The 9,298-nt window shown below is 45.8% G+C and carries 12 protein-coding genes; 4 read left to right on the top strand and 8 right to left on the bottom strand.

The window, feature by feature from the left end; genetic code table 11:
• Positions 1 to 236 precede the first annotated feature (236 nt).
• Positions 237 to 782 carry a gamma carbonic anhydrase family protein gene (locus AB4517_RS04330; protein ID WP_017058763.1) on the top strand — a complete coding sequence of 182 codons (546 nt, stop codon included), beginning with the start codon at positions 237 to 239 and terminating at the stop codon, positions 780 to 782.
• On the opposite strand, the gene AB4517_RS04325 is transcribed toward AB4517_RS04330, so the two are convergent.
• The 4 genes from AB4517_RS04325 to AB4517_RS04310 all read right to left on the bottom strand — a co-directional run bounded on the left by AB4517_RS04325 (position 779) and on the right by AB4517_RS04310 (position 3,468).
• On the bottom strand, positions 779 to 1,048 hold the full coding sequence (locus tag AB4517_RS04325) for a DUF1488 domain-containing protein (RefSeq protein ID WP_017058764.1): 270 nt from the start codon (positions 1,046 to 1,048) through the stop codon (positions 779 to 781). The two genes, AB4517_RS04330 and AB4517_RS04325, sit on opposite strands and share 4 nt — an antisense overlap.
• A gap of 17 nt (positions 1,049 to 1,065) precedes the next feature.
• Positions 1,066 to 1,896, bottom strand: coding sequence for a shikimate dehydrogenase (gene aroE / locus AB4517_RS04320; RefSeq protein ID WP_017067739.1), 831 nt, complete (start codon positions 1,894 to 1,896; stop codon positions 1,066 to 1,068).
• 77 nt (positions 1,897 to 1,973) lie between these two features.
• Positions 1,974 to 2,891 carry an oxygen-dependent coproporphyrinogen oxidase gene (gene hemF, locus AB4517_RS04315; protein ID WP_372147947.1) on the bottom strand — a complete coding sequence of 306 codons (918 nt, stop codon included), beginning with the start codon at positions 2,889 to 2,891 and terminating at the stop codon, positions 1,974 to 1,976.
• Between the two features lie 19 nt (positions 2,892 to 2,910).
• Entirely contained in the window at positions 2,911 to 3,468 is a 558-nt protein-coding gene (locus tag AB4517_RS04310) for an L-threonylcarbamoyladenylate synthase (RefSeq protein WP_017058767.1), read from the bottom strand.
• 195 nt (positions 3,469 to 3,663) lie between these two features.
• On the opposite strand from AB4517_RS04310, the gene purE reads away from it, so the two are divergent.
• The gene (purE, locus tag AB4517_RS04305) at positions 3,664 to 4,149 is read left to right on the top strand and encodes a 5-(carboxyamino)imidazole ribonucleotide mutase (protein WP_004735777.1); all 486 of its coding nucleotides are present in this window, start codon (positions 3,664 to 3,666) and stop codon (positions 4,147 to 4,149) included.
• Between the two features lie 5 nt (positions 4,150 to 4,154).
• Positions 4,155 to 5,285 carry a 5-(carboxyamino)imidazole ribonucleotide synthase gene (locus AB4517_RS04300; RefSeq protein WP_065584145.1) on the top strand — a complete coding sequence of 377 codons (1,131 nt, stop codon included), beginning with the start codon at positions 4,155 to 4,157 and terminating at the stop codon, positions 5,283 to 5,285.
• An 88-nt stretch (positions 5,286 to 5,373) separates the two neighbouring features.
• Here the strand turns inward: AB4517_RS04300 and AB4517_RS04295 are convergent, their stop codons facing one another.
• From AB4517_RS04295 to AB4517_RS04280, 4 genes are read right to left on the bottom strand one after another with little or no spacing between them, the layout of a single operon-like run.
• A complete protein-coding gene (locus AB4517_RS04295; protein WP_017063003.1) occupies positions 5,374 to 5,943 on the bottom strand; it encodes a type I DNA topoisomerase in 570 nt (189 codons plus the stop codon).
• A gap of 12 nt (positions 5,944 to 5,955) precedes the next feature.
• Positions 5,956 to 6,432, bottom strand: a complete 477-nt coding sequence (locus AB4517_RS04290; RefSeq protein ID WP_029235095.1) for a DUF494 family protein — start codon at positions 6,430 to 6,432, stop codon at positions 5,956 to 5,958.
• Positions 6,433 to 6,435: 3 nt separating this feature from the next.
• Positions 6,436 to 7,548: a DNA-processing protein DprA gene (dprA, locus tag AB4517_RS04285; RefSeq protein WP_372147946.1), complete on the bottom strand. Its 1,113-nt coding sequence runs from the start codon at positions 7,546 to 7,548 to the stop codon at positions 6,436 to 6,438.
• Positions 7,545 to 8,636 carry a LysM peptidoglycan-binding domain-containing protein gene (locus AB4517_RS04280; protein WP_372147945.1) on the bottom strand — a complete coding sequence of 364 codons (1,092 nt, stop codon included), beginning with the start codon at positions 8,634 to 8,636 and terminating at the stop codon, positions 7,545 to 7,547. Before AB4517_RS04280 ends, dprA begins: the two co-directional genes overlap by 4 nt.
• 140 nt (positions 8,637 to 8,776) lie before the next feature.
• On the opposite strand from AB4517_RS04280, the gene def reads away from it, so the two are divergent.
• Positions 8,777 to 9,289: a peptide deformylase gene (def, locus tag AB4517_RS04275; RefSeq protein WP_017058772.1), complete on the top strand. Its 513-nt coding sequence runs from the start codon at positions 8,777 to 8,779 to the stop codon at positions 9,287 to 9,289.
• Positions 9,290 to 9,298 lie beyond the last annotated feature (9 nt).

Below are 9,298 nucleotides of genomic sequence, written 5' to 3'. Positions count from 1 at the left end.
AAACTTTTTTCAAGCGCTTAGCTTGGCTAATTTGACCTGCTGATTCGTTTTGGTTTCTTACGAAGCCACCCCGTGTCAGCGAGGTGGCATTATAGAGATTTCGATCACACTGGCAAGCCCTTTTTGAAGTTTTTCTTACTTTTTTGATTGTTCGAGCGTTTTTTGTTCAAAACACCCCATTTTCACTAGTATTCCTCTTAATTAAGGGCTTAAGGTGCCTATATAAAGGAGGATTTATGAGTTCAATACGCAGTTATAAAGGAATATCCCCTCAGATTGGGCAAGGTGTCTATATAGATACCAGTTCAGTACTGGTTGGTGATATCAAAATCGGTAACGACTCTAGCGTGTGGCCTTTGGTTGCAGCTCGAGGGGATGTGAACCACATTCATATTGGAGAGAGAACGAATATCCAAGATGGTAGTGTCTTGCACGTCACCCATAAGAATGCTGAAAACCCTGACGGTTATCCTCTCTTAATAGGTAATGATGTCACTATCGGGCATAAAGTAATGCTGCATGGCTGCACTATTGAGGATCGTGTACTTGTTGGTATGGGAGCGATCGTGTTGGATGGCGTGATTATCCAAAAAGAAGTGATGATTGGTGCTGGTAGCTTAGTGCCACCAAACAAGGTACTTGAAAGCGGTTACCTCTATGTAGGAAGCCCAGTAAAACAAGCTCGCCCATTAAATGATAAAGAGCGTGCCTTTCTACAGAAGTCTGCAGACAACTACGTTCAGAATAAAAATGACTATCTAGACTCTGTAATTTCAGTCTAAAGCGCTTTGATCTGAATCCGATTAGAGGAGTCATACTCCTCTTCTTCTATTAACTCTTCCGCTAGCTCTTCAATATCGAAACGTAACTCTGAAAAGATAACTAAAGCTTGATCGCCTTCTTCTATATCTTTACCTGCCAATCGTGATAATTCCTCAATAGACATGACACATTCAATCAATGCGCCCGACTGTTGTGCTGGGAACGTGATTGTTCGGCTCTCTTCATCCCAATCTTGGATATCAGGAAATAGAATTGATTGATTCATTTTTTATAAACACCCCATTACATCTCTAGATTTTTACGTAATTCTCTTAAAATCTGTTTTGTTCCCGGACGAAGACCACGCCAAAGCATAAAGCTTTCTGCTGCCTGCCCCACTAGCATACCCAAACCATCATAAGCAGCATGAACACCATTATCTAATGCCCATTGATTGAATACCGTCGTTCCAGATCCATAAACCATGTCATAAACGGCGCTAGTAGAATTGAAAATAACCTCAGACACTTCAGGAAGCTGCCCGCTTAGACCAGATGAGGTAGAGTTAATAATGACATCAAAGCCTTCATTAACATCACTTAGCCCCATCCCCTTGATGTTGCCATGCGACGAAAACATCTCAGCCAGAAGTTCAGCCTTGGAGCTGGTTCGATTAGCGACCACCAGCTGTTGTGGCTTTTGGTCGAGAAGAGGTTGAATCACTCCTCTCGCAGCACCACCAGCGCCAAGAAGAAGAACACGTGCTCCTTTTAGCGTGACTTGATGTTGAAGCAGGTCTTGAACTAAGCCCTCACCATCGGTGTTATCACCAATGATCTCTCCATCATCTAACTTCTTAAGGGTATTTACGGCACCAGCTAGTTCAGCTCTCTCAGTTAGGCGATTGGCTAACTGATAGGCATCTTCTTTAAAAGGCGCTGTGACATTGCACCCTCGACCACCTTCGCTGAAAAAGGTTTTGGCAGCAGTGATAAATTGACCGTGCTCTGGCTGTAATGCTGTATAGGTAAGTTGTTGGCTGGTTTGGCGAGCAAATAATGTGTGAATGAATGGCGATTTGCTTTGCCCAATAGGATTACCGAAAACGGCATAACGATCTACTTGCTGTGTCATATCCTTACCTAACAGAAATAATAAAAAGGGTCATCTATATAGATGACCCTATCACTATCCCTATAAGGAAGGAAGAACTACCAAACTCGAGGTTTGAGGTAGTCACTATAAAGCAGAGCTTCTGGTGAGCCCGCTTGCGGTTCATAGCGATATTCCCAACGAGCCAACGGCGGCATCGACATCAATATAGACTCTGTGCGCCCACCGCTTTGCAGGCCAAATAAGGTACCACGGTCGTAAACTAGGTTGAATTCAACATAGCGGCCACGACGGTATAGTTGGAAGTCACGCTCACGTTCGCCATAAGGTGTATCTTTGCGACGCTCGACAATAGGTAAGTACGCCGCAGCAAAACCTTCACCGACAGCCTGCATATAAGCAAAGCTCTTATCGAAACCCCACTCATTTAAGTCATCAAAGAACAGACCACCAACACCACGTGTTTCGTCTCGGTGAGGAAGATAGAAGTACTTATCACACCACTCTTTGTGTTCTTGATAAACATCATCACCAAACGGCGCACAAAGATCTTTAGCAGTTTGATGCCAAGATTGGCAATCTTCATCGACAGGATAAAATGGCGTTAAGTCAAAACCACCACCAAACCACCAAATCGGGTCTTCCCCTTCTTTTTCCGCAATGAAGAATCGAACGTTCGCGTGTGAGGTTGGGATATATGGGTTTTTAGGGTGGATAACTAATGAAACCCCCATCGCCTCAAACTTACGTCCGGCTAACTCAGGACGGTGAGCGGTTGCAGAGGCAGGCATTGCTTTACCAGCGACGTGAGAGAAGTTAACTCCACCCTGTTCAAATAAAGCACCATTGGTCATCACGCGAGTACGACCACCGCCACCTAGACGATCGCCAGGTTCTCGCTCCCATGCATCTTCTTCAAACAACGCTACACCATCAGCTTGCTCAAGCTGCTGGCAAATCGAATCTTGTAGGCTCAGTAAAAACTGCTTTACTGCTTCTTGATCAATTGCTGACATCTTACTTCCTTTGCAGGGTTTAACCCTGTCTTAATATTTTCGACGTTTTTGCATCTCTAATTTCGCTTGGCTTCTCACGGCCACCCGTTTGGCCTTCTAGAATCGCGACTAAGTGTTGACCCAGTTGCTGTTGAACTTCTTCAGTCGTCATACAAGGCGGCTCGCCAGTCAGGTTGGCACTGGTAGAGGTTAACGGCTTGCCGAACTCATTACACATTCTTTGAACCAAAGGGTGATCCGTCACTCGTACCGCGATGGAATCAAACTGGCCGCTGACCCAGTCAGTAACTTTGCTGCTGGTTGGCATAATCCAAGTGACCGGACCTGGCCATGTCGCTTTCACTGTTACCAACTGTTCTTCCGTCAACTGGCTTTCATCAATATAAGGAAGCAGCTGCTCGTAACTTGCAGCAATCAAGATCAAGCCCTTTTCAACTGGACGCTGTTTTAACTCGAGTAATTTCTTGATGGCATGTGGATTATCAGGATCACAACCAACCCCAAAAACGCCTTCGGTCGGGTAAGCAATGACTTCACCTTGTTGTAATGCCTGCAATGTATGTTGAAAGTTATCCACGGGTTGCCTCATTAAGTCAGTTATCGAACTCGCTAAGTGTACAAATTATCATTCACTGTGACTAAAGCTATTTGTTTATAAAATGTATCAATTAACAACTTAGACTGACGCAAACGTTTTCCTTAAGTAATTTTACCCGTATAATGCGCGCAAAATATCTAATCACTAATTAAATCGTACCTGAAGGAGTTTGAGATGACTGTCGGTATTATCATGGGTTCTAAATCTGATTGGCCAACAATGAAGCTAGCTGCAGAAATGTTGGATCAGTTTGGCGTGGCGTACGAAACAAAAGTGGTTTCTGCTCACCGCACACCTCAGTTGCTTGCAGACTACGCAACCAGTGCGAAAGAGCGCGGTATTAAAGTAATTATTGCTGGTGCTGGCGGTGCAGCGCACCTTCCGGGCATGGCTGCTGCTTTCACAAGCGTACCAGTTCTGGGTGTTCCAGTTCAGTCTAAAGCACTGAAAGGCATGGACTCTCTGCTTTCTATCGTGCAGATGCCAAAAGGTATCGCGGTAGGTACTTTGGCTATCGGTGAAGCTGGCGCTGCCAATGCAGGCATCCTAGCGGCTCAAATCATTGGTACACACAATGAAGAAGTAATGGCAAAAGTAGAAGCATTCCGTTCTGAGCAAACAGAAACGGTTTTGGCTAATCCAAACCCTGCAGAGGACTAATTTCCATGCATGTTCTTGTGTTAGGCGCGGGCCAACTTGCTCGCATGATGTCCCTAGCTGGGGCACCGCTGAATATTGAAATTTCTGCTTTTGATGTTGGCAGCAAAAATATTGTTCACCCATTAACGCAAGCGATTCTAGGTAACGGCTTAGAAAATGCGATTGAGCGTGCGGACGTCATTACTGCTGAATTCGAACATATTCCTCACGATGTACTTGAGGTGTGTGAGCGCAGCGGTAAGTTCTTACCGACAACAGAAGCAATCAAAGCTGGCGGTGACCGTCGTCTTGAAAAAGCCCTGTTAGACGAAGCGAACGTGAAGAATGCTAAGTACTACGTGGTTAACTCTCGCGAAGACTTTGACGCTGCAATTGCTCACGTTGGCTTACCAATGGTGTTGAAGAGCACACTTGGCGGCTACGACGGCAAGGGCCAATGGCGCTTAAAGACATTAGACAATGTTGACGCGACTTGGGCAGAAATGGCTGAGTGCATTACCGCGACCGACAACCAAGCGATTGTGGCTGAAGAGTTTGTTCCGTTTGACCGCGAAGTATCACTGGTTGGTGCTCGTGATACCAATGGCGAGGTTCAAGTGTATCCACTGGCTGAGAATGTTCACACCGATGGCGTGTTGAGCTTATCAACAGCCATTGACGACATTGAACTGCAAGAACAAGCGAAAACCATGTTCACCGCAGTTGCAGAACGTTTGGACTACGTTGGCGTGCTTGCACTTGAGTTCTTTGATGTTCAAGGTTCACTGCTAGTTAATGAGATTGCACCACGAGTTCATAACTCTGGTCACTGGACGCAACAAGGCGCAGAGACTTGTCAGTTTGAAAACCACCTACGTGCCGTATGTGGCATGCCACTAGGCAGCACTAAACTGATTCGTCCAACCGCAATGATCAACATTCTTGGTGAAGATACCCTACCTGAAGCGATTCTGGCTCAAGGTGGTTGTCATGTTCATTGGTATGGCAAAGAGAAGCGTGCAGGTCGTAAGATGGGTCACATTAACGTGAGCGCTGACTACAACGCAGAATTACAAAGAGCGTTGTGCTCATTGGCTGAGATTCTTGATAAGCAAGCCTACCCTGCTGTGCATGAGTTTGCTGAGCAGATGAAGTAAGCCTACATTGGCTTATTGATATAAAAAGTTTATTGGATACAAAAACGGCGCTCAGAGAGCGCCGTTTTTTTTTGTCTATAATATCGACTTATTGAGATTGAATGTGGTGACACTTGCGATCAGCGCATTGCTTCTTGGTACCACTGGCTGTTTTCTTCTCAAGTAACAACGGGAACTGGCACTGTTCACAACGACCTATAACAGGTGGCTGATTAACGGCGAACTTACACTTAGGGTAGTTATCACACGCATAGAAGGTTTTGCCATAGCGAGATTTACGCTCAACCAAGTGGCCTCGACCACACTCAGGGCAGGCAACAAGTGGCTGCTCTTCAGGTTGTTCTTTCGGTTGGTCCAAAGATTCGATGTGATTACACTCTGGATAACTGCTACAGCCAATGAACATCCCAAAGCGACCTTGCCTTAATACCAATTCGTTTTGGCATTTTGGACACGGAACGCCCAGCTCTTTCACCACATGACCATCATTTTGATGAAGAGGCTTGATGTAATCACAGCTCGGATACTGCTTACAGCCTAAAAATGGGCCGTGCTTACCATGGCGAAGCTGAAGCTCCCCACCACACTGTGGACATGGTTCATGCTCTAACGCATGTTCATGTGCTGAAAAAAGCTGATTATCAATCTTACTACTCATGATAAGCCTGTATTAATGCAAGATACCTTGCTCTTTGGTGTACAACAGCTCTTCCATTTGCGTGTAAGCACTTTCATTACCCGGTACATTGAACAGTACCATTAAGATAATCCACTTCAGATCATCCAACTCAAATTCATTGGTCTCTAACCCCATGACACGATCAATCACCATTTCACGAATCTCTGTCGTGAGGACGTTGATCTGCTCAAGGAACAACAAGAAACCACGACACTCCATATTAATACGTGATATCTCTTTACTTGTGTAAACACGCATCGAGGTATTAGAGCACATAGTAATCGCCGCTTGGTTATCGGTATCTTGCAGTGCTGCAAGGTCTTCTAACCAATGGAGAGCCTTATAAATATCATCTTGGTGAAACCCCGCTCGAAGAAGTTCATCTTCAAGTTCGTCTTGATCCACCTGCAATTCAGAATCGCTATGGATGTAGGTTTCAAACAAGTACATCAGTATGTCCATCATCATAGCTTAGCCTCTCCCCTTTCGAATATAGCCACCGGAAACTGCAACAACATGCCCTGAGAGCTCAAGCTCTAAAAGCTGCATCATGACTTCATGCACAGGTATATGGGTTCTCTGTGCCAAAATATCAACGGGTGTCGCCTCTAATCCTACGTTAGCTAACAGCTGTGGAAATGGCAATTGTTCATTTTCACCCTCATTCGGCGTAGGTTCGAATAAGCTCGGCTGCTGATCTATAGACCAGTTTAACAGACTCTTTATTTCAATCAGAACATCTTGAGCATTTTGCACTAAACATGCGCCAGCTTTAATTAAGCTATTACCTCCTCGGCTGGTTGGGCTATGAATTGAACCAGGCAGCGCAAACACCTCTCGACCTTGCTCCATGGCATAGCGAGCTGTAATCAAAGAGCCACTCTTCTCAGCCGCTTCAACTACCAAGGTTCCGAGCGATAACCCACTTATAATACGGTTACGCCGCGGGAAATGTTCAGGTCGAGGTTTAGCGCTTGGACGGAACTCTGAGATCAGCGCGCCATTCTCACAAATTCTATCCGCTAGATTTCGGTGACGTGCAGGGTAAATGGAGTCCAAGCCTGAACCCAACACCGCGAAAGTCTCCCCTCCTTTATCTAGAGCACCATCATGAGCATAACCATCAATGCCCAACGCTAATCCACTGGTGACAATCAAACCGTTTTGGACAAACTCTTTGGCGAAGGACTTCGCTGTCTGCAGCCCTTCGAGGCTGGCATTACGGCTGCCGACCATTGCGATTTGAGGCTCAATCAGTTTTTCAACGTGACCTTTAACGAAAAGCACACTCGGCGCAGAGGCGGTCTCATTCAGCAGTTTGGGATAATGCGAGCAATTCGGGGTAATGATGTGATGATTGGGTTGTCTTGCTTGCCACGCTAGGCAAGCCTCCACTTCTCTTGGGGCTTGCTCTCTTAGATAAGAAATTTGTTTGCCTGATAAACCCATCACTTGCAGCTGCTGGCTTGAGTAGCCAACAATGTTCGAAGGGGAATCGATACTCAGCAGGCGAGCAAGACGCTTTCCACCCAATTGCGGAACAAAACTTAGAGTTAACCAAGCACTCAGTTGTTGCTCATTCACTCGGTACCCTTAATCTCTTCCGTCAAAGCAAGGTCCAAAGGCGATACCGCCAGAATATCATTACTAACAGGCTTAGAGCTCTGAGTAATCAACGCGAGGCTAAAATGCTCATAAGGACGAATAACCATCAAGCTACCCAGCGAGGTACTTGGCAATTGCACCTTATCGCTCGCCGCCGACTCTTTATAGCTGTATTCACCTTGCTTACCAAACACCACTGCACCGCTTTCGCTGAGGGTAAACATAGAGCCTTGGCGAAGGTTATCCTGTGAACCTTTGTTGATCACTACCACCTGATTCTTCGCGCTGTATTGGCTGCCATCTAACGAACCCAAGATATTAGCAAACTGACCCGCCGCACTAGGTGCAGGGTAAAACGTGGTAGAGAGCTTCACCTGATCAACACCAAGTTCTGGTAGCACCAGGTCGTTCAGCAGTACCTCTTGCAGTTGAGTGTCTATCTGTAAACTACTGAACTCAGCATCTACCTCTTTTAAGCGCGCAGTGGCGACCAAACGCAACGAGGTAATACTCGCTTGGGGTTGCTGCCGTTGGTAGGTTTCAACGGCGCGGTAGATACCCCACTTTTGATGCTGTTGGTTACCTGATATGAATAACCGGTCTGCACCAGATAAGAATCTCTTTCCATCACTGGTCCCTAATACTCGTTGCGCCGATTCGATATCTTGCTGCTCTACCAAGCGATCAGACTGTAAATAAGGCAGAACCAGCCCTTCATTGACGGTAGGTACTGCTTTCTTCTCAGAGACACGAATCTTAGGGCTAAGCTTGATAACAGGCTTGAGGCTCAATACAGGCTCGCCATTAATCCAAACCAAAGACAGTTTATCTCCGGGATAAATGAGATGAGGGTTTTCTATCTCTGGATTGACCTGCCATAACCTTGGCCACAACCATGGACTATCGAGATACATCGCAGAGATATCCCACAAAGTATCGCCCTTAACCACCATATACGCCTCAGGTGCGCCCTGTTTAATGGTTAAAGGTTGCTCACTATTTTCAGCCGTAGCGGCGAACGAAATCGAGGCACAAATAAGAGATAAAGCAGGCAATAAATGACGCATGACCTAGGTTCCTTGGTCTGAATATATGACATCTGATTGGAGAATTACCTTCAGGATGCTGTCATTTGACCTCTAAAATGTCTAGAATTGAGCCAACAAGGTTTAAGCTGTTTCGGCACAGTTCAATATTTCGAGTGTATATGTCTGTATTACAAGTATTAACATTACCAGATGATCGTCTACGTACCGTGGCGAAACCGGTAAAAGAAGTTACCCCAGAGATTCAAAAGTTCGTTGATGACATGATTGAAACCATGTACGACGAAGAAGGTATCGGCCTTGCGGCAACGCAAGTAGATTTCCACCAACGCATCGTTGTTATCGATATTTCAGAAACACGTGATGAGCCAATGGTGCTTATCAACCCTGAAATTACTGAGAAGCGCGGCGAAGATGGAATCGAAGAAGGCTGCCTATCTGTACCAGGCGCTCGAGCTCTAGTACCTCGCGCTGCAGAAGTAACGGTTAAAGCACTAGACCGTGACGGCAACGAATTCACATTCGACGCTGACGACCTTCTGGCTATCTGTGTTCAGCACGAACTTGACCACCTAGAAGGCAAGTTGTTTGTTGATTACCTATCGCCACTAAAGCGTAAACGTATCCAAGATAAGCTAGCGAAGATTAAACGTTTCAACGAGAAACAAGGTTAATAACCGCTG

The organism is Vibrio sp. 10N.222.52.C3, from assembly GCF_041474195.1.
In the GTDB taxonomy this organism is placed as follows: domain Bacteria; phylum Pseudomonadota; class Gammaproteobacteria; order Enterobacterales; family Vibrionaceae; genus Vibrio; species Vibrio crassostreae_C.
Note: the sequence above shows the minus strand (reverse complement) of the source record. Positions and strands in the feature narration are given on the sequence as shown.

Excerpts from the sequence above, each read along its gene's own strand:
- AB4517_RS04330 (WP_017058763.1), top strand. The coding sequence starts at position 237 with ATGAGTTCAATACGCAGTTATAAAGGAATATCCCCTCAGATTGGGCAA.
- AB4517_RS04325 (WP_017058764.1), bottom strand. The coding sequence starts at position 1,048 with ATGAATCAATCAATTCTATTTCCTGATATCCAAGATTGGGATGAAGAG.
- aroE (WP_017067739.1), bottom strand. The coding sequence starts at position 1,896 with ATGACACAGCAAGTAGATCGTTATGCCGTTTTCGGTAATCCTATTGGG.
- hemF (WP_372147947.1), bottom strand. The coding sequence starts at position 2,891 with ATGTCAGCAATTGATCAAGAAGCAGTAAAGCAGTTTTTACTGAGCCTA.
- purE (WP_004735777.1), top strand. The coding sequence starts at position 3,664 with ATGACTGTCGGTATTATCATGGGTTCTAAATCTGATTGGCCAACAATG.
- AB4517_RS04300 (WP_065584145.1), top strand. The coding sequence starts at position 4,155 with ATGCATGTTCTTGTGTTAGGCGCGGGCCAACTTGCTCGCATGATGTCC.
- AB4517_RS04295 (WP_017063003.1), bottom strand. The coding sequence starts at position 5,943 with ATGAGTAGTAAGATTGATAATCAGCTTTTTTCAGCACATGAACATGCG.
- AB4517_RS04290 (WP_029235095.1), bottom strand. The coding sequence starts at position 6,432 with ATGATGATGGACATACTGATGTACTTGTTTGAAACCTACATCCATAGC.
- AB4517_RS04280 (WP_372147945.1), bottom strand. The coding sequence starts at position 8,636 with ATGCGTCATTTATTGCCTGCTTTATCTCTTATTTGTGCCTCGATTTCG.
- def (WP_017058772.1), top strand. The coding sequence starts at position 8,777 with ATGTCTGTATTACAAGTATTAACATTACCAGATGATCGTCTACGTACC.